The organism is Bradyrhizobium sp. USDA 4472 (assembly GCF_054058595.1).
Genome location: NZ_JBSSAM010000001.1, coordinates 4,558,828 through 4,584,197 on the forward strand (window position 1 = coordinate 4,558,828; position 25,370 = coordinate 4,584,197).

General features: G+C 61.8%; 23 protein-coding genes. 13 read left to right on the top strand and 10 right to left on the bottom strand.

Going from position 1 to position 25,370, the window contains the following annotated elements; genetic code table 11:
- Nucleotides 1–130: 130 nt before the first annotated feature.
- Complete coding sequence (locus ACVWZ4_RS21170; RefSeq protein ID WP_456741101.1) at nucleotides 131–1,441, bottom strand: ABC transporter substrate-binding protein; 1,311 nt, start codon at nucleotides 1,439–1,441, stop codon at nucleotides 131–133.
- A gap of 445 nt (nucleotides 1,442–1,886) precedes the next feature.
- Between ACVWZ4_RS21170 and ACVWZ4_RS21175 the strand changes: the two genes are divergently transcribed.
- From ACVWZ4_RS21175 to ACVWZ4_RS21190, 4 genes are all read left to right on the top strand, one after another.
- On the top strand, nucleotides 1,887–3,017 hold the full coding sequence (locus ACVWZ4_RS21175; RefSeq protein ID WP_456698923.1) for a sugar ABC transporter substrate-binding protein: 1,131 nt from the start codon (nucleotides 1,887–1,889) through the stop codon (nucleotides 3,015–3,017).
- Nucleotides 3,018–3,081: 64 nt separating this feature from the next.
- On the top strand, nucleotides 3,082–4,629 hold the full coding sequence (locus tag ACVWZ4_RS21180) for a sugar ABC transporter ATP-binding protein (RefSeq protein WP_456698922.1): 1,548 nt from the start codon (nucleotides 3,082–3,084) through the stop codon (nucleotides 4,627–4,629).
- On the top strand, nucleotides 4,622–5,734 hold the full coding sequence (locus ACVWZ4_RS21185; protein WP_456698921.1) for an ABC transporter permease: 1,113 nt from the start codon (nucleotides 4,622–4,624) through the stop codon (nucleotides 5,732–5,734). The genes ACVWZ4_RS21180 and ACVWZ4_RS21185 overlap by 8 nt, the downstream gene beginning before the upstream one ends.
- On the top strand, nucleotides 5,731–6,690 hold the full coding sequence (locus tag ACVWZ4_RS21190; protein WP_456698920.1) for an ABC transporter permease: 960 nt from the start codon (nucleotides 5,731–5,733) through the stop codon (nucleotides 6,688–6,690). Before ACVWZ4_RS21185 ends, ACVWZ4_RS21190 begins: the two co-directional genes overlap by 4 nt.
- Before the next feature lie 21 nt (nucleotides 6,691–6,711).
- On the opposite strand, the gene ACVWZ4_RS21195 is transcribed toward ACVWZ4_RS21190, so the two are convergent.
- The 7 genes from ACVWZ4_RS21195 to ACVWZ4_RS21225 form a co-directional block, all read right to left on the bottom strand.
- Nucleotides 6,712–7,611, bottom strand: a complete 900-nt coding sequence (locus tag ACVWZ4_RS21195) for an SMP-30/gluconolactonase/LRE family protein (protein WP_456763338.1) — start codon at nucleotides 7,609–7,611, stop codon at nucleotides 6,712–6,714.
- 161 nt (nucleotides 7,612–7,772) lie between these two features.
- Entirely contained in the window at nucleotides 7,773–9,011 is a 1,239-nt protein-coding gene (locus ACVWZ4_RS21200; protein ID WP_456698918.1) for an ABC transporter substrate-binding protein, read from the bottom strand.
- Between the two features lie 51 nt (nucleotides 9,012–9,062).
- Nucleotides 9,063–10,544 carry an ATP-binding cassette domain-containing protein gene (locus ACVWZ4_RS21205; RefSeq protein ID WP_456698917.1) on the bottom strand — a complete coding sequence of 494 codons (1,482 nt, stop codon included), beginning with the start codon at nucleotides 10,542–10,544 and terminating at the stop codon, nucleotides 9,063–9,065.
- Complete coding sequence (locus ACVWZ4_RS21210) at nucleotides 10,544–11,470, bottom strand: branched-chain amino acid ABC transporter permease (protein ID WP_456741103.1); 927 nt, start codon at nucleotides 11,468–11,470, stop codon at nucleotides 10,544–10,546. The genes ACVWZ4_RS21205 and ACVWZ4_RS21210 overlap by 1 nt, the downstream gene beginning before the upstream one ends.
- 1 nt (nucleotide 11,471) lies before the next feature.
- Nucleotides 11,472–12,347: a branched-chain amino acid ABC transporter permease gene (locus ACVWZ4_RS21215; protein ID WP_456698915.1), complete on the bottom strand. Its 876-nt coding sequence runs from the start codon at nucleotides 12,345–12,347 to the stop codon at nucleotides 11,472–11,474.
- Between the two features lie 104 nt (nucleotides 12,348–12,451).
- Nucleotides 12,452–13,696 carry an ABC transporter substrate-binding protein gene (locus ACVWZ4_RS21220; RefSeq protein WP_456698914.1) on the bottom strand — a complete coding sequence of 415 codons (1,245 nt, stop codon included), beginning with the start codon at nucleotides 13,694–13,696 and terminating at the stop codon, nucleotides 12,452–12,454.
- Nucleotides 13,697–13,922: 226 nt separating this feature from the next.
- On the bottom strand, nucleotides 13,923–15,026 hold the full coding sequence (locus ACVWZ4_RS21225; protein ID WP_456741104.1) for an NAD(P)/FAD-dependent oxidoreductase: 1,104 nt from the start codon (nucleotides 15,024–15,026) through the stop codon (nucleotides 13,923–13,925).
- A 245-nt stretch (nucleotides 15,027–15,271) separates the two neighbouring features.
- On the opposite strand from ACVWZ4_RS21225, the gene ACVWZ4_RS21230 reads away from it, so the two are divergent.
- Together ACVWZ4_RS21230 and ACVWZ4_RS21235 are read left to right on the top strand one after the other, a co-directional pair.
- Nucleotides 15,272–15,520, top strand: a complete 249-nt coding sequence (locus ACVWZ4_RS21230; RefSeq protein ID WP_456735947.1) for a hypothetical protein — start codon at nucleotides 15,272–15,274, stop codon at nucleotides 15,518–15,520.
- Between the two features lie 615 nt (nucleotides 15,521–16,135).
- Nucleotides 16,136–16,345: a PRC-barrel domain-containing protein gene (locus ACVWZ4_RS21235; protein WP_456736480.1), complete on the top strand. Its 210-nt coding sequence runs from the start codon at nucleotides 16,136–16,138 to the stop codon at nucleotides 16,343–16,345.
- A 485-nt stretch (nucleotides 16,346–16,830) separates the two neighbouring features.
- Here ACVWZ4_RS21235 and ACVWZ4_RS21240 read toward each other — a convergent pair whose 3' ends face one another.
- Nucleotides 16,831–16,983 (bottom strand): hypothetical protein, encoded by a 153-nt coding sequence (locus tag ACVWZ4_RS21240; protein ID WP_456736479.1) that lies wholly within the window; start codon nucleotides 16,981–16,983, stop codon nucleotides 16,831–16,833.
- 401 nt (nucleotides 16,984–17,384) lie between these two features.
- On the opposite strand from ACVWZ4_RS21240, the gene ACVWZ4_RS21245 reads away from it, so the two are divergent.
- The gene (locus ACVWZ4_RS21245) at nucleotides 17,385–17,861 is read left to right on the top strand and encodes a hypothetical protein (protein WP_456736478.1); all 477 of its coding nucleotides are present in this window, start codon (nucleotides 17,385–17,387) and stop codon (nucleotides 17,859–17,861) included.
- Nucleotides 17,840–18,598, top strand: coding sequence for a hypothetical protein (locus ACVWZ4_RS21250; RefSeq protein WP_456736477.1), 759 nt, complete (start codon nucleotides 17,840–17,842; stop codon nucleotides 18,596–18,598). The genes ACVWZ4_RS21245 and ACVWZ4_RS21250 overlap by 22 nt, the downstream gene beginning before the upstream one ends.
- A gap of 247 nt (nucleotides 18,599–18,845) precedes the next feature.
- On the opposite strand, the gene ACVWZ4_RS21255 is transcribed toward ACVWZ4_RS21250, so the two are convergent.
- Nucleotides 18,846–19,115 (bottom strand): helix-turn-helix transcriptional regulator, encoded by a 270-nt coding sequence (locus tag ACVWZ4_RS21255; protein WP_456736476.1) that lies wholly within the window; start codon nucleotides 19,113–19,115, stop codon nucleotides 18,846–18,848.
- Nucleotides 19,116–20,045: 930 nt separating this feature from the next.
- Between ACVWZ4_RS21255 and ACVWZ4_RS21260 the strand changes: the two genes are divergently transcribed.
- From ACVWZ4_RS21260 to ACVWZ4_RS21280, 5 genes are all read left to right on the top strand, one after another.
- Complete coding sequence (locus tag ACVWZ4_RS21260) at nucleotides 20,046–20,780, top strand: hypothetical protein (RefSeq protein ID WP_456736475.1); 735 nt, start codon at nucleotides 20,046–20,048, stop codon at nucleotides 20,778–20,780.
- Nucleotides 20,781–20,848: 68 nt separating this feature from the next.
- Nucleotides 20,849–21,541 (top strand): hypothetical protein, encoded by a 693-nt coding sequence (locus ACVWZ4_RS21265; protein WP_456736474.1) that lies wholly within the window; start codon nucleotides 20,849–20,851, stop codon nucleotides 21,539–21,541.
- Between the two features lie 94 nt (nucleotides 21,542–21,635).
- A complete protein-coding gene (locus ACVWZ4_RS21270) occupies nucleotides 21,636–22,046 on the top strand; it encodes a hypothetical protein (RefSeq protein ID WP_456736473.1) in 411 nt (136 codons plus the stop codon).
- Nucleotides 22,043–24,112, top strand: coding sequence for a bifunctional DNA primase/polymerase (locus ACVWZ4_RS21275; protein WP_456736472.1), 2,070 nt, complete (start codon nucleotides 22,043–22,045; stop codon nucleotides 24,110–24,112). Before ACVWZ4_RS21270 ends, ACVWZ4_RS21275 begins: the two co-directional genes overlap by 4 nt.
- 292 nt (nucleotides 24,113–24,404) lie before the next feature.
- Nucleotides 24,405–24,995, top strand: a complete 591-nt coding sequence (locus tag ACVWZ4_RS21280) for a hypothetical protein (protein ID WP_456741107.1) — start codon at nucleotides 24,405–24,407, stop codon at nucleotides 24,993–24,995.
- The last annotated feature ends 375 nt before the right edge of the window (nucleotides 24,996–25,370 follow it).

A 25,370-nucleotide genomic window follows, 5' to 3' on the forward strand; every position in this document is an offset into this window, starting at 1 on the left:
TGAGCGGTACGTTGCCGCGAATTCAAATCACGAGAGATCCACGCGCGGAGAGCGACCCCGCACCGGGCGTCGCTTCGCGAAGCCATCCTTCGCCACGGCGGAAAGAGCGGGAAGTGCCGCGCCGCGTGCTCTACGCCCCGTAGGTCGATCCCTTCGGCAGCGGAAACACCGGGTCTTGCGTGCGGATGTTGGTCGGCCACACCACGGAGATGTGCTCGCCGGCATTCTGCATCACCACCGGCGTCGAGCGTTCGTTCTGGCCAGAGAGCGGCGTCCCCGGCGGAAAGAATTTCACACCGTAGCCCTGGATGGTTCCGCCGGGCGGGATGTCGACGTCAAGCGCAGCCTTGCGAATGGCTTCCGGCTCGAAGCTGCCATACTTCTCCTTGGCGACAGGCAGCACGTTGTTCAGCAGCACCCAGGTCTGGTTGAAACCCATCGAACAGTGCGGCGGGACGTCGGTCGCGCCGGTCTTGGCCTGGTAGCGCGTCACCATGGTCTTGATCAGCTCGCCCATGCCCGGCGCAAGCTTCGAGGGATCCAGCAGCTGTGCCGGTACCGGATCGATATTGCAGAAATTATCGATGTCGGGACCAAAGGTCGCGCGCAGCTTGTCGAGCTGGCTGTAGCCGGCGCCGGCGCCGAACAGCATCTTGAACCGAAGCCCGCTTTCGCGCGCCTGGCGCAGGAAGAGCGTGATGTCCGGGTTGTAGCCGGCGTGCGAGATCACGTCGACCTTGGCGCGCTTGAGCTTGGTCACGAGCACCGAAAGATCGGGCGCTGAGGCCGAATAGCCTTCGCGCAGCACAACCTGGATGCCGGCCTCCTTGGCATAGGCCTCGTCGGCGGCGGCGACACCGACTCCATAGGGGCCGTCCTCATGGATCAGTGCGACCTTGACGTCCTTCGGCTCCATGCCGAGCTTGCCCTTGGCGTGCTCGGAAAGAAACCCTGCAAACGCCTGGCCGTACTGGTCGGAGTGGATCTGCGCGCGAAAGACATATTGCAGGTTCTTGTCCTTGAACACGGCGGTCGACACGGCGGTGGTGATCCAGAGGATCTTCTTCTGCTGCTCGACCTTCGCCGCCATCGGCACGGCATGCGCGCTGGAATAGACGCCGTTGATGATGTCGATCTTCTCCTGGCTGATCAGGCGCTCGGCCTCGTTGATGGCGACGTCGGCCTTGCTCTGGGAGTCGGCGGGAACGGGCACGATCTTGGTCTTGCCGCCAATGCCGCCCTTCTCGTTGACGAGATCGATGGCGATCTGCGCGCCGACCGAGGAGGCGACCGAGCCGCCCGCGGCGAATGGTCCGGTGAGGTCGTAGATCAGTCCGATGCGCAAATTCTCGGCCTGCGCCTGGGCCCGGGTCCAATCGATGCTGAGTGTGGCGGCGGCAGCCGCCGTACCCTTCAGCAGCTGCCTGCGTGAAGTCGGCATCCCATCCCTCCCTCCGGTCAGTCGTTTGCGACTGTTTTTTGTGAGTATTTGAAGGGCCTGCATGAAAGTCAACATGCGCCGCACCAGGCAATTCGGACGCGCGGCCGACCACGATCGCGTCGGCATTTTTCCCTGAGTATCATTCTTTTTGCACTGCGCCAGCCTTTGGTTCGCAATCATTCGATTGCGCTGCATCGAGCCGGACGCGAGCATCTGCTTGTCGCGCGTATATTTCGGCCTCGCCGCGGCGACATATCGTCTCCCGCAATTGTGATGATCCTGCTTCACGCATTCGCGGCGGGACAGGACCCGTGGCCCGCATCCGGCTTGTGCGCATCCGACGTGGCGTGCCATCCTAGTGCGGTAAATCGCACGGGAAGCCCAATTCCCGGCTTGGCCATCGTGCCACGTTAAGGGTGGAAAACAAAAGCTCAGGAGAAGTGATATGGTATGGACGCTTCGTTTGACGGGGCTCGCTTGCGTTGGCCTGTTGCTGTCCTCGGTCAGCGCCCTCGCAGGGCCCAAGGTCGTTTCCGGTCCGGGTGCCGATCCCGCGTGCTTCAAGCCCTGGTCGTCCCAAACCAAGTTCTTCCAGTGGGACAAGAAGCCCGGTCCCTACAAGATCGCGCTCGTCAACGGCTTCGTCGGCAACACCTGGCGCATCCAGATGGTGAAGACCGCAAAGGCCTTTGCCGAGCAGCCGGGCATCAAGGAGAACATCAAGGAGTTCAAGGTCGTCTCGACCGGCACCGATGTTGCAGCGCAACTCGGCGCGATGGAGGACTTCATCAATCAGGGCTTTGACGCCATCGTCACCATCGCGGTCGCGCCTGACGGCTTCGACCGCATCATCCGCCTCGCCGACAAGAACAACGTCGTCGTGGTGCCCTTCGACAACGTCCTCGACACCGACAAGGTGATGATGGTCAACGAGGACCAGAAGGAGATGGGCCGCATGTCGGCGAAGTGGCTGATGGATGAGAGCGGCAAGAAGAGCGGCGACATCCTCGAGGTCCGCGGCCTGCCGGGCAACTCGGTCGACCGTGACCGCCATCTCGGCTTCCGCGAAGTCATGGAAGCGCCGGGCAACAGCTTCAAGATCACGGAAGTGGTCGGCAATTGGGACACCGGCACGTCCCAGAAAGTGACGGCGGACGCGCTCGCGGTTCATGGCCATTTCGACGGCGTGTTCACGCAAGGCGGCTCCGATGGCACGGTCCAGGCGATGATGGCGGCCAAGCACCCCTTCGTTCCGATGTCGGGTGAGGGCGAGAACGAGTACCGCAAGCAGATCGCCGATCACGCCAAGGACGGGCTCAAGGGCATGTCCTACGGACAGTCCCCGGCGCTGGTCGCCATCGCCACCAAGGCGGCGATCTCCGCATTGCAAGGCAATGTCATGCCGCAGCTGATCTCGATCCCGATCCCGGTCGCGACCTACAAGGACCTGAAGCCCGGGGTCAATTACTGGCCGGACCTCAACGCCAACTTCTTCGCGCCGAACCAGTTCACGCCCTGTGGCGTCAACTTCACGGCGCCGGAGATCATGTCGCAGAGCGAAAAGAACACCCAGTGAGCCGACTTCTGATGTCACGGTCGCGGCCCGGCCTTTGCCGGGCCGCCGCTGCGTGAGCCCCGTCATGCCAGACGCCATCCTGAGTCAATCTGCCTTCCTCACCTTGTCCGGAATTTCCAAGCGTTACGCCGGCGTGCGCGCGCTCGAAGGCGTCGACTTCGCCTGCGAGCGCGGCAAGATCCACGCGGTGCTGGGCGAGAATGGCGCCGGCAAGTCGACGCTGATCAAGATCATCGCCGGCGTGGTCCAGCCCGATAGCGGCACCATGCGGCTGGATGGTCGTGATGTCAGCTTCGCGACGCCGTCGGCGGCCAATGCAGCCGGCGTCGTCTGCATTTTTCAGGAATTGTCGCTGATGCCCGACCTCTCGGTCGCGGACAACATCTCGATCGCGTCGCCGCCGCGCCGCTTCGGTCTCATCGACGCACGGGCGCAGCGCCGACGCGCCGAGCAGCTGCTGGCCGAGATCGGTTGCGAGGACGTCAACCCGCTGATGCGCGTGCGCGACCTGCCGCTGTCGCGGCGCCAGGTGGTGGAGATCGCCAAGGCCCTCGGCAAGAAGCCGCAGCTTTTGATCCTCGACGAAGCCACCTCGGCCCTCACCAGCGCGGATGTCGAGAAGGTGTACGCCATGCTGGCGCGGCTCAAGGCCGAGGGCGTTGCCATCCTCTACATCTCGCACCGGATGCACGAGGTTGAGGCGCTTGCCGACCGCGCCTCCGTGTTCCGCAACGGACGCCATATCGAGACATTCGACAAGGGCAAGCGCTCGACCGCCGATATCGTTCAGCTCATGATCGGGCGCGACATCGCGGCCCAATATCCGCCCAAGCCTGCGCGGGAAGCGCCGAAGCCGGTGCTTGATGTCGAGAATCTGAGCTGGGACCGGCACCTCGACCATATCTCGCTTCGCGTCGGCGCCGGCGAGATCGTCGGCCTCGGCGGGCTCGATGGCCAGGGACAGAAATCGCTGCTGCTGGCGCTGTTCGGCGTGCTGCGCGGCGTCTCCGGGCAGATCACCGTCGAAGGCCGCGAGGTGCGTCCAGCGTCCCCGGCCGCGGCGAAATCGGTCGGCATCGCGCTGGTGCCGGAGGATCGCAAGACCGAAGGCCTGATGCTGCCGATGTCGATCGCCGACAATCTGGTGATCGCCTCGCTCGACGCGATCTCGAAGGGACCTCTGGTCGACCGCGCCCGCGAGAACGAGGCGATCAAGCGCGCCATCGCACGGCTGCAAATCAAGATCGGGGCGCCGGGCGATGCGGTATCCACGCTGTCAGGCGGCAACCAGCAGAAGGTCGTTCTCGCCAAATGGCTGATGACCGACCCCAAGATCATCCTGCTCAACGACCCCACCCGCGGCATCGACGTCGGCACCAAGCAGGAGCTTTACCGCCTGATGCGCGAGCTCGCCGACCAGGGCGCCGCCATCCTGTTCTACTCGACCGACTACGATGAACTCATTGGCTGCTGCAACCGGGTGGCGATCATGTATGACGGGCGCATCGTGCGCGAGCTCGAAGGCGACGACCTCACCGAGACTAATATCATCGCGAGCGCGCTGAACATCGACGGCGCGACGCCGGAGAGTTCCGGAGCCGCCCATGCTTGACGATGTCGCCATCCGGATTCGCCAGAACATCGGCATCGTCACCGCCGTCCTGTTGTTCGCGGTCCTCTATCTGCTCTACAATTTCGCTCACCCCAAGGGTTTCTCGTCGGCGGTTCTGGTGCAGAATGGGGACGAGATCTTTGCGCTTGCCATGCTGGCGATGGCCCAGACCGTGCCGGTGCTGGCATCGGGGCTGGACCTTTCCGTGGGCGCCGTCATGACCATGGTGGGCTGTTTCGCGAGCTATCTGCTCACGGGCGTGGCGGACGGCACCCCGCTGCATCTCGAGATCTTCGGCCTGCATCTCGGTCTTGGGACGTTTCCCGGTGGCGTCAGCGGTATCCTGCTCGGCATCGTTGTGTGTCTTGCCACCGGCGCGCTGGCCGGTTTCATCAATGGCTGCATCGTCGTCTATGGACGCATCCAGCCGATCATCGCGACGCTCGCGACCGGCGCTGTTTATATCGGCATCGCGCTGTTCCTGCGGCCGACGCCGGGCGGCAAGATCGACGAGGATCTCAACTGGGCGCTGACCAATTCGCTCGGAGATTTCGCGGCGACGGTTCACATCTTCGATGACGGCGCGGCAAGCTGGTTTGCGCCGGTCGCCTGGATTCCGGTGCCCTTCGTGCTGCTGATCCTGATCGCGCTGCTGGTCTGGGTGCCGTTCCGCCGCTCCGTGCTTGGCCGCGCCGTCTATGCGGTCGGCTCGGCCGAAGGCGCCGCCTACATGTCGGGCCTGCCGATCGACCGCGCCAAGATCGCGGCCTTCACGCTCGCCGGCTTCTTCGCCGGCTGCGGCGGCCTGTTCCTCGCCATCCAGACCTCCTCGGGCAATGCCGACATCCCGCAGGCCGGCGCCTACACGCTCAACTCGATCGCCTCCGTCGTGATCGGCGGCACGTCGCTGCTGGGCGGGACCGGCAGCGCGATCGGCTCGATCTTCGGCGCCATGGTGCTGCGCGTCATTTCGTTCTTCTTCCGGATCTTCGACATCGCGCCGCTGCTGCAGCCGCTGTTCGAGGGCCTGATCCTGCTGGCGGCGGTCAGCATCGGCGCGCTGGGGGTCCTGCGCGTCAAGAATACGCTGGAGCTGTTTCGATGAGTTCGGCCTCTCTCAGTCTCTCGCGCGACGACCGCCCGATCCTGATCGCGGCCCTGTTCATCCTCGTCATCCTGGTGGCCGGCACGGTCTATACCTTTGCCCGCTTCGGCAGCGCACCGTTGCTGTCGCCGACCTATTTGCTGCAACAGCTTCAGATCGGCGCCTTCCTCGGCATCGTCGCCGCCGGGATGATGATGGTGATCCTGATCGCCCAGATCGATCTGTCGGTGCCCTGGACGCTCGCCGCCGCCGCCATGATGGCGACGTCGATCGGCGGACCGCTCGCCATTCCGGTCGGGCTCGGCATCGGGCTTTTGGTCGGCCTCATCAACGGCATCGGTGTTGCGTATCTGCGCGTGCCCTCGATGATCTTCACCCTCGGCGTCAACGCGGTGATGCGCGGCCTGATGGTGGCCCATACGGGCGGTTATGCGCCGCAGACCGCCGCCACCGATCTGATGCGGATGCTCGCCGGCGACCGCACGTTCGGCATCCCCAATGCCTTGTTTGTCTGGGCCGGAGTGTCTGTCATCGTTGCCGTCATCCTCCAGCGCACAGCGCTCGGACGTTACGTGTACGCCATCGGCAACAAGGAGGCAGCCGCGTATCTCGCTGGCGTCGATACCCGGCGCATCACCGTGATCTGCTTCGTGCTTTGCGGTCTCGCCGCCGCGCTCGCCGGCGTGCTACTCGCCGGCTACTCCACCAAGGCCTATCAGGGCATGGGAGATGCCTATCTGCTGCCATCGATCGCGGCGGTCGTGATCGGCGGCACGAACATCCTCGGTGGCCGCGGCCGCTATCTGGGCACGCTGATCGGCGTCGTGCTGATCGTGCTGCTCAACAGCGTGCTGTCGATCATGGACATGCCCGAGGCCGGCCGCCAGGTCATTTACGGCCTCGTGATCATCTTCATGCTGCTGGTCTACGGCCGCGGCGAACGCGTCACGAGTTGACGCGACGCCGCGAGCACGTCCTTAAACCGCCGCGCGCGTGTTGAGATAGATCGAATACAGCGAGGTCTGTCCGCAGATGTAGAGGCGGTTGCGGCGCGGGCCGCCGAAGCAGACGTTGGCGACGATCTCGCCGATCGGGACCGTGCCGAGATGGGTGCCGTCGGGCGCATAGCAGAACACGCTGCGGCCCGCGGAGGTCCAGATATTGCCGTGGATGTCGACGCGAAAGCCGTCATAGAGCCCGTCCGGGCAGGTGGCGAACAGCGAGGCTTCCCCGACGGTCTGTCCTTTCACCTCATAAGACCAGATCGTCGGCGGCAGCCCGCGCACATGCGTGGCGCCGGTGTCGGCGACGTAGAGCCTGGTTTCATCGGGCGAGAAAGCGAGTCCATTGGGCTGCACTCGGTCGGACACGACGCGCGTGATGGCGCCGGAGCTGGCATCGATCCGGTAGACGTTGGAGGCGCCGATCTCGGACGGGCTTTGCTGCCCTTCATAGTCGCTGTCGATGCCGTAGGTCGGATCGGAGAACCAGATCGAATTGTCCGATTTGACAACGGCATCATTGGGCGAATTCAGCCGGCGGCCCTCGAAGGCGTCGGCCAGCACGGTGATCGAGCCGTCGTGCTCGGTCCGGCTGACGCGCCGCATGAAGTGCTCGCAACTGACCAGCCGTCCTTGTCGATCGGTGGTGTTGCCGTTGGAGTTGAAGCTCGGCGCGCGGAACACCGACACGGAGCCGTCGGTTTCGTCGAAGCGCATCATCCGGTTGTTCGGAATGTCGGACCAGATCAAGTAGCGCCCGGCCGGAAAGTAGGCGGGGCCCTCGGCCCAGCGGCAACCGGTGAAAAGCTTTTCGAGATTGACATGGCCGATGACCAGCCGCTCGAAGCGAGGATCGTGGGCGACATAGGGGAGCATGCGTCCTCCTTGGTGAGCCGCAGATTCTTGAAAGCTGCCTGCGTGCCGGTCCTTACTTTGATCGACCTTGCCGAATTTGCAAGAGTGCCTGGCAGCAAGGGCAAAAACGAAATGCCCGGGCTCGGCCCGGGCATCGCGCGCTTGCGGAGCCGCCCTTCCGCTTACTGCGACAGCTTCACGAAGTTCGGAAACTTCAGCTTGCCATCCGCGATCTTCTCGGGCCAGACCACGACCTGCTTCTCGTCCTGCCATTGGAAGACCAGGCCGGTCACCGCGCCCGGACCGGACTTGATGCCATGGGTGAACTCGTCGTCCTTGCCGTAGAACTGGATCTGGCCGATCGTGCCCTCGAAATTGGTCTTCTCCATCTCCGCGACCATCTTGTCCGGATCGGTCGAGCCGGCGCGCTTGATGGCGTCGGTGATGATGTAGACGTCGTCATAGGCGGTGTAGCCGGTATAGGCCGGCGGCGTGCCGAACTTGGCCTTGAAGGCGGCGGCGAACGGCTTTGTCTTGGAGGTGACGGCAACATCGGGCGTCGCGACTGCGAGCGACGGCACGCCGTCGGCCGCGCCATTGGTGTCCTTCCAGAAGGTCGGGCTCAGCGCCTGCGCGCTGATGCCGAACATCGGGATCGGCACCTGCTGGTTCTTCCACTGCACCGTCGGCTGCACGCCGACATGCGAGATGCCTGTCACGATCACGTCGGGCTTCTTGGCCTCCATGTTGTTGAAGATCGGCGTGAAGTCGGTGGTGTCGGGCGAGAAGCGCACGTGCTCGACAACCTTCAAGCCCGCCTTGGGCAGGCAGGCCTCGTAGCCGATATCGAGCGGCTTGGTCCAGGCGGCGTCCTCGCTCATGATCGCGACCGTCTTCATGTGCATCTTGTCGACGAGCAGGTCCTTCGCCGCGTCGCAAACGAGCTGCGCTTGCGCGGCCGAGGTCAGATAGCCGTGGAAGGTGTACTTGTTCTTCTCGTAGTCGCTGTGAACAGCCTTGGTGATCTCGTTCGAGGCGGCGCCCGGCGTGATCAGCGGCATCTTCAGCCGCGCCGCCCAGGGCTCCAGGGCCAGCACGACTTCGGAAATGTAGCTCGCGATCACCGCCGAGACCTTGTCCTCGCTCACCGCGCGCTGGAACGCGCGGACCGAGTCGGCCGAGGAGCTCTTGTTGTCATAGGTGACGATCTCGACCTTGCGGCCGAGGATGCCGCCCTTGGCGTTGATCTCGTCGGCGGCGATCTGTGCGCCGCCCGGCGTCGCAGCCCCCGCGATCGACTGCACCTCGGCGATGACGCCGATCTTGATCGGATCGTTCGCCTGCGCGTAGGCGGGGGCGGCGAGGCACAGCGCCAGCGCCGAGGTGAGGAGGGCAGAACCCAGAGCCGTCGATGATCCCATGGTCGTTTCCCTTTCTTTTGTTTCCTGCGTTTTTCCGTTGTTGATACGTGATTAGAGAAAATCGGCGCCGGCCTCCGCGGCGAAGCGGCCGGGATCGCCCTCCCAGACGATCCGTGCGTGCTCCAGCACATAGACGCGGTCGGCGTGCGGCAGCGCGAAGGTGACGTTTTGCTCGCCGAGCAGCACGGTGATCGACGTGGTCTGCCGCAGCCTCGTGAGCGCCTTGGAGAGCAGCTCGAGGATGACGGGCGCGAGGCCCAGCGTCGGCTCGTCCAGGATCAGGATCTGGGGCTGCATCATCAAGGCGCGGCCGATTGCAAGCATCTGCTGCTCGCCGCCGGACAGTGTCTGCGCCATCTGGCCCTGGCGTTCTCTGAGGATCGGGAACAGCTCGAACAACCAGGCGAGCTGCTTCGCCCTTGCGTCGTCATCGAGATGCTGGCCGCCGAGATCGAGATTTTCGCGCACGCTCATCTCGCCGAACAGCTCTCGCGATTCAGGGCACTGCACGAGGCCGCTGCGCGCGATCCTGGCGGGGCTCGTGCCGCGCAGCTTCTCGCCGCCGCGCACGATTTCACCGGTGTAGGGCAGGAACCCGGAGATGGTGTTGAACAGCGTGGTCTTGCCCGCGCCGTTGAGGCCGACGATGGAGACGAACTCGCCCTCGTGAATATGGATCGAGACATTCTCCAGCGCCTGCGCCTTGCCGTAATGGACGCTGACATTCTCGACCTGCAGCAGCGGCACCTTGTCCTTGAAGCTGGTCTCCGGCCGGGCATGGGTCTCGATGGCGCCGCCGAGATAGACCCGCCGCACCGTCTCGTTCTTCATGACCTCGTCGGCCCTGCCGGTGACGATCTCCTCGCCGAGATACATCGCCAGCACGCGATCGACGAGTGCCGCGACGCTCTTGACGTTGTGATCGACCAGCATCACCGCACGGCCCTCGTCGCGAAAACTGCGGATCAGGTCGGAGAACACGTCGACCTCGGCACGGGTCAGGCCGGCGAAGGGCTCGTCGACCAGCACCACCTTCGGATCGCGCGCGATGGCTTTCGCGAGCTCGAGTCTTCGCAAATCGGCAAAGGGCAGCGTCGGCGGGCGGCGATTCATCACGGCTCCCAGGCCAACGCGGTCGGCGATCCATTTGGCGCGCTCGACCAGCGCCTTGTCCGGGAATAGCATGAACAGGCTGTCCGGCAGCAGCGCCACCATGATGTTCTCCAGCACCGTCTGCCGGTTCAGCGGCCGCGAGTGCTGGAACACCATGCCGAAGCCTTTGCGCGCGATCTTGTGCGCGGGCAGGCCGGCGACATTCTCCCCTTCGAAGATCACGTCACCTGATGTCGGGCGCTCGATGCCCATCACGCTCTTCATCGCGGTGGACTTGCCCGAGCCGTTCGGCCCGATCAGGCCAAAGATCTCGCCCGCATTGACGTCGAAGCCGAGATTCTTCACCGCGGTCAATCCACCGAAGCGTTTGGTCAGGCCGCGGACTTCGAGCACGGGCCGGTTGGAAAGCCTCTGATCCATTACGAGCGAGCCTCGCGCGAGAGGGCCGCTCCGAGAAAGCCGCCGGGGAAGAACAGGACGACGAGCAAGGCGACCGCCGAGACGATGAAGGTCGCGAGCTCGCCGGTCGGCCGCAGAAATTCGCCGGCCACGATCAGGAAGATCGCGCCGAGCGCGGCGCCGAGCACGGTGCGTCGGCCGCCGAGCACGGCGGAGACGATCACGTTGACGCCGACCGCGACGTCAACCACGGTGCCGACCGAGGCGGTGCCGAAATAGAACACCAGCAGCGCGCCCGACAATCCAGAGAAGAACGCGCTGACGACGAAGGCGGCGAGCTTGTGCTTGACGATGTTGAAGCCGAGCGCGCCTGCTTGCACCGGATCCTGGCCGCTGGCTTGCAGCACGAGGCCGACAGGCGATTGCGACAGGCCGTACAGGATCGCCGCCGAGATCGTCATGAAGCCGAGCGCGATCCAGTAGTTGGCGCCGGCATTGATGGTGATGACGTCGGGGATGGTGAGCCCGATCTCGCCGCCGGTGAGATCGGCGAACACGACGACGAAGTTCTGCAGCATCAGGACCGCGACCAGCGTGGTCAGGCCGAAATACGGCCCGCGCACGCGCAAGGCCGGCAGCGCCAGCACGAGACCGGCGATGACGGAAGCGAGCGCGCCGAGCACGATGCAGACGTACACCGACCAGCCGAACTGGGCATTCAGGATGCCGGCGGTGTACGCGCCGACGCCGATCAGGAACGTCGGGCCGAAATTGACTTCGCCCGCGAAGCCGAACAGCAGGTCCCAGGCCATCGCGAACACGCCGAAATAGAACGCGACGGTGAGGAGGCCGAGCACATAGCCGGAGACATAAAGCGGCAGCGTCGCCGCGACGATGACGAGCGCCAGCGAGACGAAGAACAGGCGCGAGGTAAAGAAGCCAGCCATCTCAGCGCCTCCCCAGAAGGCCCTGGGGCCGGATGTACATCACGAACACGAGCAGCAGCAGCGCCGGAATGGTGCGGTAGGCGGGCGAGACCAGATAAGCGGTCAACGTTTCGAGATAGCCGACAACGAAGGCTGCGATCAGCGAGCCGGAGACGCTGCCGAGGCCGCCGAGCACGACGATCGAGAACGCGCTCGCGGTCAATGGCCCCACGCTGTAGGAGCTGACCCCCAAGAACATGCCGAGCAGCACGCCGGCAATGCCGGCGAGGATGCCGTAGATCGTCCAGACCACGATGTAGATGTTGGTGAGCTCGAGGCCCAGCAGCGTCACGCCGCGGGGATTCATGGAGGCCGCCAGCACGGCCTTGCCGGTGCGGGTGCGGTTCACCAGCAGCCACAGCAGTCCGATCACGAGGCAGCACACGATCGCGGTGAAGATCTCGTTTGTCGGCGTGCGGACGCCGAGGATGTCGACGACGCCTTCGACGATCGGCAGCACCGTCTTGGCGTTGTTGGTGAAGAAATAGGCGATCAGCTCCTGGATCATGATGCCCCAGAGCAGGGTGCCCGTGAGGACGAAGATCTCCTTTTCCTCATTCGGAATGCGCCGGGAGTCCTGAATGGGCTTCACCACCGCGAAGTAAGTGGCGAACGCCGTGAGGAGCGCGACACCGACCCCGATCAGCGCGCCGGCATAGGTGCCGACGCCGAGGATGCTGGCGGCGGCCCAGGCCGCCACCGCTGCCGCCACCATGATCGCGCCGTGGGAGAGGTTGAGCACGCCTGAGACGCCGAAGATCAGCGTGAAGCCGGTGGCACCGAGAGCGTAGAGAGCGCTGATGGCAAAGCCATCGATCAGGATCTGGAAAGCTCGCATCTATGATTGGCCGGGTGGCAGCCTAGCTGCCGCTTTGAGGAAAGGTGCTGCGGGAGGGGCCGCAAGTGGAAGCTCCCGGGAGGTCGTCCCGGGAGCGTCTCCGATCAGTTGCTGAGCTTGATGAAGCTCGGGAACTTGATCTCGGTCTTGGCGACGTCCTTGGGCCAGACCGCGATCTGCTTGCCGTCCTGCCATTGCAGCATCAACCCGGTGATCAGGCCCTTGCCGTATTTGATCGAGTGAGTGAACGGATCGTCCTTGCCGTAGAATTGGACGCGGCCGATCGTGCCTTCCCAGTCGGTCTTCTCCAGCGCATCGACCAGCTTGTCGGCGTCGGTCGAGCCGGCGCGCTTCACGGCGTCGGCGAGGTAATAGACCTCGTCGTAGGCGGTGTAGCCGGCATAGGAGGGATAGTTGCCGAACTTCTTCTTGAAGTTTTCCGCGAACGGCACCGACTTCGGCGTCACGGCCACGCCGGGCCCGGAGACGCCCTGGTAGAGCACGCCTTCGGCCGCCTGGTTGGTGTCCTTGGCGAAGGTCTCGTTGGTCGCCTGCGACGAGATGCCGAACATCGGGATCGGCACCTGCTGGTTCTTCCACTGCACCGTCGGCTGCACGCCGACATGGGAGATGCCGGTGATGATCACATCGGGCTTCGAGCCTTCGATCTTGTTGAAGATCGGGGTGAAGTCGGTGGTGTCAGGCGAGAAGCGGATGTGGTCGAGCACCTTCAGCCCGATCTTGGGCAGGCACTCCTCGTAGCCGATATCGAGCGGCTTGGTCCAGGCGGCGTCCTCGCTCATGATGACGGCGGTCTTCATGTGCAGCTTGTCGACGAGCAGATCCTTGGCGCCGTCGCAGACCGAGAGCGCCAGCGCCGCCGAGGTCAGATAGCCGTGGAATGTGTACTTGTTCTTCTCGTAATCGGCGTGGACGCTCTTGCTGATCTCGTTGGAGGCCGCACCCGGCGTGACGAACGGCGTCTTCAGCCGCGCCGCCCACGGTTCCAGCGCCAGCACCACTTCGCTGATATAGCTGGCGATGACGGCATTGACCTTGTCCTCGTTCACCGCGCGCTGAAACGCGCGAACGGAATCTGCCGAGGAGGAGTGATTGTCGTAGCCGATGATCTCGATCTTGCGGCCGTCCACGCCGCCCGCGGCGTTGATCTCTTCGGCGGCGAGCTGCGCCGCCTGCGGGATCGATGCGCCGGCAATCGCCTGCGCTTCCGCGATCACGCCGATCTTGATCGGATCGGCCGCAAAGGCCGCACCTGAGGCCGCCAACAATGCGCCCGCCGCGGCCGCACCAAACGCACTTCGCAATGCACCAGAGAGTGCTTTATTCATGTTGTTATCTCCCTTCACTCAAGCTTCTTTGAGCAATTGGGGCGGACTATAACGGCGAGAGCATCCTCGGCAAGTAAAACTGTATTCAGGATTGTACGATGGGGACTAAAGTCTAGCTGCGCAAATATCGGGCACGGCAGACCCGGTATTCCGCACCCAGGCATGCAGATTTCGTCGGCGGGCATGCGAGTGTATCGCGGGTGTGCAAGGCAGCCGTCGCGCAGGCTCAGCGCGCTTGCAGCAACGATGGGTCGAGCGGTTGAAGCCGGCCCGGGTCGAATGGCGCGAGGCTCACGTCTCGTGTCACGCCATCCATGATCAGCTGCGCCAAGGCTTCGCCGGTGGCGGGCGCATTCAGGATGCCCCACACATTATGCCCGGTCGCGACATAGAGCCCTTCGCTTTCCGGTATCCGGCCGATCAGCGGCAGGCCGTCTTCGGTCACGGGGCGGAAGCAGGCCTGCTGCGCCATGATCATCTCCGGGCGAAACAGCGGCGACAGCCGTTCGGACATGGCTTGCAGGCGCACGATCGCCTCGCTGTCAGGCGTCACGGTCGCCGGATCGAGGGGCAGCGGCGCGATGTCGGAGAGCGCGGTGATATGCGCGCTTCCATCGGCGCGTGGAAACACCTCGATCGACGCCGCGTCGCCATCGATCTCGGTTTCCAGGAACAACGCATCGGCGGGTGCGTTGGGGCCGAGGTCGTACACGATGCTCGGGCTGCGCTGTCCATAGACAGCGGGCAGGCTCATCCATTGCGCCGCGAGCAGCGACCACGGTCCCATCGCGATCACAACGGCATCGGCTTCGATGATGCCGCCGTCGATCTCGACACCCTTCGCGCGCCTCCCATCCGCATCGCGGACGATGCCGGTGACGCGGTCATGGCGAAGCTCGGCGCCATCTGCGATCGCCGCATTCATCATCGCCAAGGTGAATTTCCTGGGATGAACGATCGCGGTCGTCTCGGTCGTTCCGATGCGCCGTGCGATGACGATGCCCTCGCTCAGCCAGTCGAGCACGGACGGCGCATTCCGGCGCGGGTCGCGATCGGGCGCAACATAGCCGCTATACGTGCTCATCGGCCGATGGCCCCAATCGCCTGCAATCTCTTCCGGCAATTGCGCGTGAAGCGCGAAGCTGCGACGTGCCAGCGCATCGAGCGGCGTGCCGGCGCACCAGTCCCGCGCGAGGAAGCCGCCAGCCTTGCCAGATGCCGCGGCTGCGATGTCGGTTCGCTCAACCACGATTACGTCGACCCCGCGACGACGCAGGAAGTAGGCCGTGCAAGCCCCGATCACGCCGCCGCCGCAAATCACAACGCGCATGGATTCGACATCGATGATTCTTCTCTCAACGACGATGCTATCCGGACAATACGGCGCCGGCGAGGTCCGGCGGCGCCGCTGACTGTTGTCACGGACGATGCCGCATCATTTGCGCATGGCTGTTCCGCTCGTGCAGGAGGCGACCCATTCGTGTCGTGCTCGACCGGGCCCCAGTTTGGGCCCCGTCAAGCCTTGACCTCGCCCCTATTGCTGCGCAGAAGTTTTTGCACGAAAGGTCGCAGCCAATGGTGCAAGGTGTCATCACATTGATCGTGTTGCTCGGGACCGCGTATGCGGCCGGCTATGTCACGCGCGATTTCAAGTCCCGCAAACGGCGTGCCGCGGCTCGCCGCTCGGGCGGCTACACGCAGCCGGACTGGCTGAGCCCGACCGTGCCTGCGAACACCAACGACACTCCGCTCCCCGCCCTCGGTGAACTCGGCCAGATGCTGGATCGCTGGGAGACCAGGGCCCGCACCCGCCGCGTGGGATAACCCGACCTACCAGGAATTGCACGGGCCGACTGGCAAACAGCCAAGCCTTGGTCAACCACCTCGCGTCAAAATATTCCGCTTTACCGAAATTCGGATTTGGCGTATGTGTCGCCGATCCTGATCCGGCGAAAAGGGGCGGTCGTACGTCGTCACGAGCCGCGGATCGGGCTGCGGTGGACGTGGGCGGCGCCGTCGCGGATGTGAGTGGCAGGGCGGGGCAGTGGATTGAGCCGAGCCTCGTGAGCACCTCGCAAGCCGCGTCGGACGAACGGCGCCGTGTCCGGCCAAGCCCTTTGGGCGAAGCGGGATCTGCCTGCGTACGGCAAAACCGTGTGGTCCTGGCCGCAAGCACAATTTTAATGGCGCCTAAACTGCGGAAATCATCTCACGTTCAAGGACTTACGGTTGCTCTCTAGCGAAGGGCGGTGCCTCCCTCAAATTCGCCAGGCCCCAATAGGCCCTAGTTTCAGAGACGCCGGGCGCGACTAGCTTGCAATCCCGCCACCGCAACGCTGCACTTCGGCACCCGTGGCTGAATAGGTCCGTTGGGAACGCGGCCCAGTCTGATCAGTTTTGCAACTGCACCGTCGCTATAGGGACGAGACGCCTTAGGAAATGCCCCGAGCTAAAGCGCACGCCGCTGCCTTCCTGCGGGAATATCACAAAGCCGAGGCGGAATTGATCGGCAAGGCAGTCGTGCTCACTGACGGCAAGGCCGGGACCGTCGAAGGATTACACTTGGACGAGGCGCACGGGTTGCGTCTTTCCATAGCTGGCCATCCCGGCAAATGGCCTGTCTCAACAATCAAGCTGGCGCAGAAGTAACGGACCTCGCTTTCGCGAACCTCCGGCGCTGGCCTCTATAAGAGCAATGATCAAGATCACCGCTGCTAAAATGCCGATGTAAGAAGGCCGGTGGTGGGTCGAGACGATAGGCATTCGTTCCGGCCTGATTTAATTCTCGGCGGATCTGGTCGCGGTGCGCGACAAACTGCGCTTGCGTGCAGAGGAATGTTTCCAACAGAGCGCGAGCCAGATCTGTGTCATGCCCGTGACGTTCAAGGGCCTCGATACACTGCTCCTGGCTCGCAACATTCTGCTCGCCACTCAGCAGGTGGCGCTCAGCTTGCTCTAAGTGTTGAAGTTGGCGAGACCGATCCATCCTTGGCTCCTCGCTATAGGCGGGAGCGCAAGAGGTCTCTCAGCCACCGACGCCTACGGCAGAGCCTTGGTCGGTGATGGCCGGAGATTAGCACAAACGCCCCTCTCTGGAGCACATTAATTCATGGGGGCGAAGGAACGGACAGAACCTATCCCGGTTCTTCCTGATTATGCACGCGCCAGCCAAACGAGACATCCTGCTCAAACAGGCAGATGACGCCATCGCCACCGCGCGTCGCCTCCAAAACGAGTTGTGCGAAACCATGGCTGCGGCGCGCGCTCAATGCCGACGCATGGAGCATTGGGAGACACTGCAATTGGGCTTGTCTCCTGTCGTGGCGATCTCGCTCCGGGTTCGCGCCCGCGTAAGCGAGCAAGGCGTCAGATAGAACGAGCCGACGCCCCCTTTCGTGACCGGTGATTCCTGCTGTGGGAAGGGACCTGAATTCTTCGGCCCACGAGGATTATCCTGTGCTGCGGCACAACTAAACCTGTCCCGAAAACGGCAACCAACCCTTGCGAGAATGCTCCCGGGTTGTACTATCAAGGGAAGTTCCGGGCGGCGGGCGTGGCGGGGAAAACGGCGAAATCAAAGGAGCCGGTGGTCGAGCGACGTTGGGCTGAAATAGCCGCAGCGCGCAAGACGCTTGTGTCATGGCCCTCGTGGTCCGATCCGGAGCCACCTCCGCCGAGCACGAACTCCATGTCGAAATCGGAGCTGCATACTGTGGCCGCCGAGACGACAGAGGTTATCATTCCGCTGGCCGACGAAAACGGGGTCGGTTTGGAAGGCGTCCGACTTCGGTTGAGTGCTTGGGCCTATCGCCGTCAGCATGACGTAACGGCGACGCTGGAGGTCGCGGGTGGCCGACGTTCGTTTGTGAACATCTCCCGCATTGACGCTTGGCCCGCTGACCCACACTTCAATACTATCGCCCGCAAAACCGCCGGTCTCGGACACGTGCCCCCCGTTGTGGAGCATTGTCACATTCACCGCTTCGAGGATAACGCGAAGGTCGGCGGCATAGCCTTTCTGCCCCCTCACAATCTGCCCATTGCCGTGCCATTCTCCGAACCGTTAACGAGTTTTCGGAGTTTTTTGCGTATGGTGGCGCAAGAGTTTAATATTCAGGGGCTGGACGATTTCCCCGCCCCGCCGTGGCAGGAGTACTTGCTCTGATCGAACTTCAAAAATCCATCACCCAAATAGCGGATGAAGTTGCGCGGGCTCTGATCCGAATTACCCCCGGGGCGGACGCCGCGCGACTGTCGTTGCCGCTGCTTTACCCTGGTGGGTCGATGGTCGGCGTCGAAATTTCTCGCCTGCGGGATGGCTTTCTTGTCAGTGACATGGGAGGTGCCCGACGAGAGGCAGGTCTAATGGGTGGCGAGAAAACGTTTGTGCGACTTGCTGGTGATATTGCCGCGCGCTTCGGCGTCCGCTTCGACCGAAACATGATTTTCGAGATGGAAGTTGGGGTCGAGGAACTGGTTGTCGTTGTCGCATCGGTTGCTAATGCCGCAAAGACTGCTGTCGAGAATACCGCGACCATTCTTGCCACGACTGAACACGCGGACGCCCGGGCGGTGCTTTGGGAGAAGCTGGATCACGTTTACGGCCAAAGAAGAATTAAGCAAAAGGCGAAGATCAAGGGTAAATCGGACACGTGGGAATTCGATGCTGCGGTACAAGCTGATGACCATGTTGCCCTGTTTGAAGTGATTGGCCCGAATGCGAATGCTGTGAATAGCGCCGTGACAAAGTTTTTGGACGTGCAAGACATTGGGTCGGGGGCGCCAACGCGCATCGCAGTTCTGACGCGTAAGAATCAAACCCCACATCTTCCCGTTCTAGGACGGACCGCGACTTTGCTCCCGATTGATGCGCCGAACGAAGCGTTTTTGCGTGCCGCATAATCGAGCGACAGATCAACTCTCTAGGCCTCTGCATAGAGCCGGCGAGCGCGAAGGCGCTTCGACGGAGGATAGGCCGACAATTGAGGATCCGCCAGCCTCGCACTGCAATTGTCATTGAATCGAATGCACTGCAATCCGCCCGCTCATCTAGACGTCAATAGGCCTCAGCCCAAGTTCGGCAGGAACTTTCGCTCCGAGAGCGGTCAGCGCTTCTCTCCGGTGCTTCAAGAGCCATAGTCACCGGCATCTAGGCGACGCGTTGGCGACTACGTCCCTTGCCACGACCTCGCTCGGGGTTGCGCTCGTCATTCTGATAGATGGCAGTCTGCCACGCGATGACTTCATCGCGAAACCAAAGCCGCCTGTTCGGGCTGACGTAGACCGAACGCGGAAACTTTCCGGAACGCTCCAGCCTGTACAGCGTGGTGCGAGAGATAGGGACGAGGTCAAGCACCATCTGCTCGGTCAACATCGCGCGGAGCCCGGATGGATCGCGAATGTCGTCATTATTGCGCATGCGTCACCTCGATATGATTTGAAACAGCACGATGCACACAATAGCGTGACGCACCCGATCAGTGCATCTACAGCCTGATCACATTTTCGGGTCTAACTAAAAGTAAACTTTCGAACGATCGATCACGTGCGCCTGAAAATCTCGTTCTTGGCTCACCAAAAGAAAGCTCGGATTGAGAGGTTGTGATGGGGTGGCCTGATCTGCACTGGAAACACGGCAAGCGGACACATAAGGCGTACTCGCTGAGCTGGAAAAATGGTCGCGAGCCAGTTGCGATCATACGGCGGCGGCCTGAATGCTCAGACCGAACACGCCTCGTGGGTAGGCCAGTTGCCGATTTTGCTAGGATGTTCCCGTACATCAAGCTTCGCGCGTGCGTCATGATGCTTTTGGATAAGGGCATGAGTGAGCGCGAGGCGATACTGTCTGCGATGATCGACGCGCGTTGGGCCCCTAACAGCGTAGAAGAAGTCGACCGCGTTCGAATGGTTCTTCGCCGAATGAAGAAGCGAAGGACGTAGTTTTGTTCCAGGCTAGTTGCTGACAATCGCATCCAAGAGAATATTGATGACGTTCTCTCATTTCCGGAGAACGTTATGTCGAAAATGTCAGCGCTCGGTATCCTGTGGCAAGCTGTTCCTTATCAGCCTATCGCGCGAGCGGCGGTAATCACCGGTCAGTCAGAAGCAGTTGTAAGCGACCTCATTAAAGCAGGGGCGCTTCGCGCTGTGCAATTGGCGGGAAAGACACTGATCACAACTGACAGCATCGTGCAATTCCTCGCTCGTGCGCGTCCATGGTCTCCCACGTACAGCGGCGCGTTGCCGACACGGAAAGCGCGTCTCGCGAAAGGACGGGCTGTTTGACGATTCCTGACCGAAGTTCACGCCGTGGGTGCGTGAGCGCGGCTTTGTTCGGGGAGAAGCGTCCATGAGCGGCATAATCTACGACCACCATTCGGCCCACTCTCTCAACCTGTTTTGCGCTAGTCCGGCAATGTGGGTGCTCGAGAAGGTAATTGGCGTCAAACAGCCAGTAGGCTCGTCGGCCCATCGCGGAGTGGCTGTTGAGGTCGGTGTTGCGCATGGTCTTTGCGAGCCTGTTGCCCCATTAGCTCAATGCGTCAAGAAAGCCGTCGTCACGTATGACACGCTCACGGCGTTGTCGTCCGATGTTCGGCGAGATCGGCATCGAAATACGATTGAGCGAATGGTCGGTTTTGCGCTTGATCAACTTCGCCCCTATGGGATCCCGTCGCGTACCCAGGGCCTTGTCGAATGGAGGCCAAACGGACTGCGCTTACCAATCATAGGATACTTTGATTTCGAGTGGTCCAGGCACGGTGTGATCGTTGAATTGAAGACCACTGACAAAATGCCGTCGCAAATCAGGATCTCGCACGCGAGACAAGCGGCATTTTATGCTGCATCCGATAATATGACTGCACGGATCACCTATATCACGCCAAAGAAGGGCGAGACATATCAGCTGGAAAATATCTGCGAGCACCGCGAGGCGTTGCGTCAAATTGCTTTGCGGGTCGAAAAGCTCCTCGCGCTCTCGGATGATCCCGAGTTCTTCAAGAGTATCACAGCTCCAGACTTAGAGAGCTTTTATTGGGGTGGTCCTGCAAGACAGCTCGCATACGAACATTGGGGGATTTGAAATTCCCGGATAAATCGGGAGTGGCGATCGCTTCGGGCCAAGTCGGAGCGACCAAGTGAGAGTGTAAGATGACAAACGTTTTTGGATTCTCTACCGCCCCCTCAAACGGCGGCGACTTCACGCCAATCGTGAAATATGACGCTCGCGCAGGTCGGATCTATCGACTGGATCGCGTCGAGTCTGCCAACGGCTTCGAAAGCAGGGCGGTTGAGATTACTGCCCATTTTAAGGCAATCATCGATCTTGAAAACGGGGAAACCGGCTGGATCAGTCTTACGCCCGGCTCTGCTCCTGACTTCAGGTTGGTGCCAATCGGCAATGAGCTCCCAGAGAAGCCGAGCGCTAACCACAAGCATGGTGTCAGGTTCATGCTGAAGTTATCGAAAGAGTCTGCAGGCGGTTCCGTAGCCATCCGGGAGTTGACTGGCACAAGTAAGGCATTCACTTCCGGGATGGAGGAGCTCTATACGGCCTACAAAGCGGAAAAAGCGGCCAACCCGGGCAAGTTGCCTGTAGTCGTGCTTGACCATGTGACGACCGTCAGGTCGGGTAGTGGCGCCAAGAGCAGCACTAATTTCCATCCGACGTTTCGCATCGTTGGGTGGACAGCGCGCGGCGATTTGACCTTCGTCCCAAAGGCAATCGCATCGACGTCTCGGCCGGAAGCGTCTTTGCCCAACGGTGCTACGCCCCCGTCCACCGGAGCGACCCGTGCCGAGGCTCCGCCCGAGCAAGATGGGACAACAGGAGACTTCGGTTAGCGAACTGCATCGGGTCAGGAAGGCGGTAACCGACCTGACCCTTGCACCGTACTAGCAAGTCCGCTTCGAGATCCTGCTACATAACAGGTGCGTCTTGGACATACCTGATAAAGCTCGGCTTGAAAAACTTTTGGGCATGCTGGGCTCGTCGTTCGACGGCGAGCGCGCGAACGCGGCGCGTTTGATTTCCGCCATGGCAATGAAGCGAGGTCTGACCGTCGTCGAACTTATCTACAGTGCTTACGCGCGGCTTGATTGGCGCCGCTCGCAGTCCGGGTGGTGGCAGGAGGATCCGCGCGCCGAGGCGATGTCCACCCTGCTTAAAGGACTGGCCGAAATCGCCGATGACCCCGATCGCTATGAAGTAGTGCTGACCGAGTGGGAATTCCAATTCGCCATCGATGTCTCCGCGCGCTACTCGCGTGATTACGAATTGAGCGCCAAGCAGCATGCCGTCGTTGAAAAGATCCTTCGCAAAGCCACGCTCGCGAGGAGACAAGAATGATGGGCACAGCTCTTGCCGGAGAGTTCGATCCTGACTTCGCCAATCCGGCAGAATGGGCGGCGATGTATCGCGCTTACGGTTTACAGGTGATTCCTTGTTATACGCCGTTCGAGGTAGCGAAGGGAGCCTCATGGAAGCGCCCGAAGCTATCGGAATGGACTGAGTTTCAAGAAAGTCTCGTTTCAGATGCGGTATTTGCGCGCTGGTATGGTGTCGCCGGCGAGCACGCAGGCCGCGACAACATAGGCATCTTGACCGGGCGCGCCAGCGGGAATGTCTTCGTCATCGACCTGGATGATCAGAAGGGCCGGGCTGCCGGTGATTGGTGGTGCGGCATTCTCGCTATACATAACAACGGCATCGAGCCCGAAACCTGGCGGCAGCATACTGGCGGCGGAGGTCGTCAAATCCTGTTTCGGGCTCCGCCGGACTGGCAAGTCCCGACTAACAGGACGTCCATCGGGGTGGATATCCGCGGGCAGGGCGGCTTTGCCGTGCTCCCGGCGTCTATGCACGAGAGCGGGCGACGATACGCTTGGGCTCCTGGGTGTGCGCCCTATGAGATCGAGGTTGCGACGGCGCCGGCGTGGCTGCTGGCGGCCGTGGAGGAGCTGGTAGAGCGGCATGGTGGCGATCAAGGTGGTGGTCGCCGCGAGCGCACAGCAGCCCCCGGCGGCGACTATGATGCCTTCGGCAACCGGATAGACGGTCGCGAGGAGGAGATGCGCGACGTGGTCTGGCGCGCCGTGCTGGAATGGTATCGGGAGTGTCCCATCAAGCCCCCGGAGACGGAGTCGAAGGCGCACGGCGAAGCTGCCTATCTGGTCTATGAGCGCAGGGTCAAAAGCCGCCTTGAAGGAGCCGACAAAGCAGAATTGCTTGAGCGCGAGGGACGCGGATCGACCGCATTCATGGAGAAATGGCGGCGGGAAATGGCAAAGTGGGGCAACCCCAAGATGGTGGCTGAGGCAGCCAAGCCGAACCCTAACTTTGATCAGCGGCCGCCGGAGCCCAACGTCGACCCCGAGACCAGTGAGCCGCTGCCGCTGCTGCTGAGTGCGGAGCAATTCGTGGCGGGCTTCACCCCGCCTGCTTATCTGGTCGATGGTGTGTTGCAACGTGGCTACCTCTACGCGCTCACGGCGCGCACAGGGCACGGTAAGACGGCCGTGACCATGTACATTGCTCAGGCTGTTGATCGAGGCGTGCCTATGCATGGCCGGGAGGTCAAGGCAGGGACAGTCCTTCTGCTAGCTGGAGAGAACCCTGACGACATCAGGGCTCGGTTCTTGGTGCTGGCAGATGTCTACGGCTTCAAGGCTGAAGACCTCAAGATGCGGTTCGTCTCGGGGGTGATCGACATTGCCGCCAAGATGGCGGAGATCCAGGCGGAAGCGGAAAAGATCAGCGATCTTGTCTTGGTCATCGTGGACACGGCGGCGGCCTACTTCCCGGGCGATGAAAGCAACAGCAATTCTCAGCAAGGAGCTTATGCCCGGCTGCTGCGGCAGTTGACCTTCCTGCCGGGGAAGCCCGCCGTGCTGGTCAATTGTCACCCAGTCAAGAACGCTTCGCGTGACAATCTTCTCCCGATGGGGGGCAGTGCCTTCCTGAATGAGGTCGATGGCAATCTGACGCTTTGGGCGACCGCTGAGCGGCAGACGACCCTGCACTGGCTGGGCAAGTTCCGCGGTCCCGAGTTTGAGCCCATGACGTTTGAGCTTGAGGTGGCCGACAGTGCAAGAGTCATCGACGCCGAGGGGCGCCTGATGCCCTCCGTCGTCGCGAAGCCGGTCTCCGAAATCAAGCTGCAAATGCATGAGGGTCAGCAGGAGAGTGAAGAAAACATGCTCATGCGCGCCATCGCCGCCAACCGGAACAGTTCGATCGCAAACCTTGCCATCATGTGCGGCTTTGTTGGCGCGACTGGCCAGCCGCAAAAATCGAAGGTGTATGCCATGTGCGGCCGGTTGATCGATGAGAAGCTGCTAGAGCGCCGCGGCAACAAGTACCGGATCACGCCCAAAGGCAAACGGGAAATTGGCTGGAAGGACGATGATGATTGAGCTCTTCACATACAGGAGGCCTGAACGATCTTTTGAACGGCGATCGGTCGAAAAACAGGTCGTTCGTTCAGTTTGAACGATGGTGCGGACGAGGCGCACGAATTGGATCTAACCCATTGAAATATAATCGTTCGCGCCTGAACGGCTCACCGACGAACGCTCCACGCCAGTGGAGGAGCGTTCGTTCGGAGCGTTAGCGTAGCGTTAGCGTCCTTGCTTCTGATGATCGGATCGGGCGCGATAGCACTCGAAGATCTCAGCAGCAGGCTCGCGGTTGAGAAAGCAACCCGTCATGGGCAAGGTTAAGGAGCTGGACCCGCGCCGCCTCAAGGCCCCAATTTCTTGGGCACGGACTCATGCGTCCTGGCTCGCTGGCCGTTCTTACATCGATGAAGCCGACCTGATGGCGGCGCGAATGGAAGCCCGGTGGGGCGCTGGGCGATTGCGCCTCCTTGTATCTAACGACCTTCGCCAGAGATTTGATAGGCAGCGATTCCTCTTCATTGCCGCCACGCTTCATGGTGATCTCGATGCCGTCCGCAAAGAAGCCTTACGTATGGTCACTGCATGGCAAGCTCTCGACAGAGCCGCTACCGAAGCAGGGAAGGCTGAGATCTCAGCATTGGTTTGGGAAGTGACCCTTGCGGATGGGACCGTCGCCGCCATTGTTCCGGATGATGACCATGCCCATAGTGTGATTGCTGAGGGACGTGCGGTGGCAGTGTACACGTTGGATGAAATTGGCCGCTTGCTATCCGCTTATCCCGATATTGCCAAAGCAAAGCTCGTGTTTCCGGGGGCCGAGGTCATAAAGGTGAACAAAAGTCTGAGTGACCCGCTTGACGCCATCCACGATCCCACGAGCCTCAATGATCCGCTTTGATTACGTCGGGTAGAGCCTGTGCAGAAAATAGGTGACGGAGCTAAACTGCATCCATGTTCAGCACATGGAGGCCGAAGATGGGTCGGACTTCTGGATCAGGCAATGCGGAGTGGCATGGAGCAGTTGCCAAGTACCGGTTCAGGCGAGGTAGGCCGGGATTTCGCAAGTGCATGGCTCTAAAGAGGAACGGAGGACCTTGCGGCAACTTAGCGATGCGATGGGTTAGCGTTTGCCAATGCCACGGCGGCCGGATGCTGACCGCTCGGCTTCGCCGAAGGGAGAAGGCATATCGCGAAGGCTTACTTTAAGTAACTTCCACATCAATTGCAGGATTCGCCGGGTAGCGCCTTGAACAAGCCTCTGCCACTACATGTT

Coding starts and splice junctions, on each gene's coding strand:
- ACVWZ4_RS21170 (WP_456741101.1), bottom strand. CDS start 1,441: ATGCCGACTTCACGCAGGCAGCTGCTGAAGGGTACGGCGGCTGCCGCC.
- ACVWZ4_RS21175 (WP_456698923.1), top strand. CDS start 1,887: ATGGTATGGACGCTTCGTTTGACGGGGCTCGCTTGCGTTGGCCTGTTG.
- ACVWZ4_RS21180 (WP_456698922.1), top strand. CDS start 3,082: ATGCCAGACGCCATCCTGAGTCAATCTGCCTTCCTCACCTTGTCCGGA.
- ACVWZ4_RS21185 (WP_456698921.1), top strand. CDS start 4,622: ATGCTTGACGATGTCGCCATCCGGATTCGCCAGAACATCGGCATCGTC.
- ACVWZ4_RS21190 (WP_456698920.1), top strand. CDS start 5,731: ATGAGTTCGGCCTCTCTCAGTCTCTCGCGCGACGACCGCCCGATCCTG.
- ACVWZ4_RS21195 (WP_456763338.1), bottom strand. CDS start 7,611: ATGCTCCCCTATGTCGCCCACGATCCTCGCTTCGAGCGGCTGGTCATC.
- ACVWZ4_RS21200 (WP_456698918.1), bottom strand. CDS start 9,011: ATGGGATCATCGACGGCTCTGGGTTCTGCCCTCCTCACCTCGGCGCTG.
- ACVWZ4_RS21205 (WP_456698917.1), bottom strand. CDS start 10,544: ATGGATCAGAGGCTTTCCAACCGGCCCGTGCTCGAAGTCCGCGGCCTG.
- ACVWZ4_RS21210 (WP_456741103.1), bottom strand. CDS start 11,470: ATGGCTGGCTTCTTTACCTCGCGCCTGTTCTTCGTCTCGCTGGCGCTC.
- ACVWZ4_RS21215 (WP_456698915.1), bottom strand. CDS start 12,347: ATGCGAGCTTTCCAGATCCTGATCGATGGCTTTGCCATCAGCGCTCTC.
- ACVWZ4_RS21220 (WP_456698914.1), bottom strand. CDS start 13,696: ATGAATAAAGCACTCTCTGGTGCATTGCGAAGTGCGTTTGGTGCGGCC.
- ACVWZ4_RS21225 (WP_456741104.1), bottom strand. CDS start 15,026: ATGCGCGTTGTGATTTGCGGCGGCGGCGTGATCGGGGCTTGCACGGCC.
- ACVWZ4_RS21230 (WP_456735947.1), top strand. CDS start 15,272: ATGGTGCAAGGTGTCATCACATTGATCGTGTTGCTCGGGACCGCGTAT.
- ACVWZ4_RS21235 (WP_456736480.1), top strand. CDS start 16,136: ATGCCCCGAGCTAAAGCGCACGCCGCTGCCTTCCTGCGGGAATATCAC.
- ACVWZ4_RS21240 (WP_456736479.1), bottom strand. CDS start 16,983: ATGCTCCATGCGTCGGCATTGAGCGCGCGCCGCAGCCATGGTTTCGCA.
- ACVWZ4_RS21245 (WP_456736478.1), top strand. CDS start 17,385: ATGTCGAAATCGGAGCTGCATACTGTGGCCGCCGAGACGACAGAGGTT.
- ACVWZ4_RS21255 (WP_456736476.1), bottom strand. CDS start 19,115: ATGCGCAATAATGACGACATTCGCGATCCATCCGGGCTCCGCGCGATG.
- ACVWZ4_RS21260 (WP_456736475.1), top strand. CDS start 20,046: ATGAGCGGCATAATCTACGACCACCATTCGGCCCACTCTCTCAACCTG.
- ACVWZ4_RS21265 (WP_456736474.1), top strand. CDS start 20,849: ATGACAAACGTTTTTGGATTCTCTACCGCCCCCTCAAACGGCGGCGAC.
- ACVWZ4_RS21275 (WP_456736472.1), top strand. CDS start 22,043: ATGATGGGCACAGCTCTTGCCGGAGAGTTCGATCCTGACTTCGCCAAT.
- ACVWZ4_RS21280 (WP_456741107.1), top strand. CDS start 24,405: ATGGGCAAGGTTAAGGAGCTGGACCCGCGCCGCCTCAAGGCCCCAATT.